The organism is Priestia sp. SIMBA_032, assembly GCF_046535215.1.
Lineage (GTDB): Bacteria > Bacillota > Bacilli > Bacillales > Bacillaceae_H > Priestia > Priestia aryabhattai.
Genome location: NZ_JAWRXD010001174.1, coordinates 1 through 252, shown reverse-complemented (window position 1 = coordinate 252; position 252 = coordinate 1). Strand labels below are relative to the sequence as shown.

General features: G+C 63.9%; 1 protein-coding gene. It reads left to right on the top strand.

Annotated elements, in window-relative coordinates:
• The coding region (locus SB717_RS38010) for a glutaminase (protein WP_410908346.1) at positions 1 to 252 on the top strand (252 nt) is incomplete at both ends.

Genomic DNA, 252 nt, shown 5'->3' with positions numbered 1-252 from the left:
GACACCAGCGTTTACGCCTCCGAGATGCGCAGTGGTGCGCGAAACCGTGCCATCGCGTACATGCTGCAGAGCTTCGGTGACCTGCAGGCCTCGCCGGAGGACTCGATCGACCTCTATTTCCGCCAATGCTCGCTGATCGTCACGACCAACGATCTCGCGGCCATCGGGGGCACCCTGGCCAACGGGGGAGTGAACCCGCGGACCGGTCGACGGGTGATGACGCAGAGTGTTGTCCAACGGGTACTGAGCGTG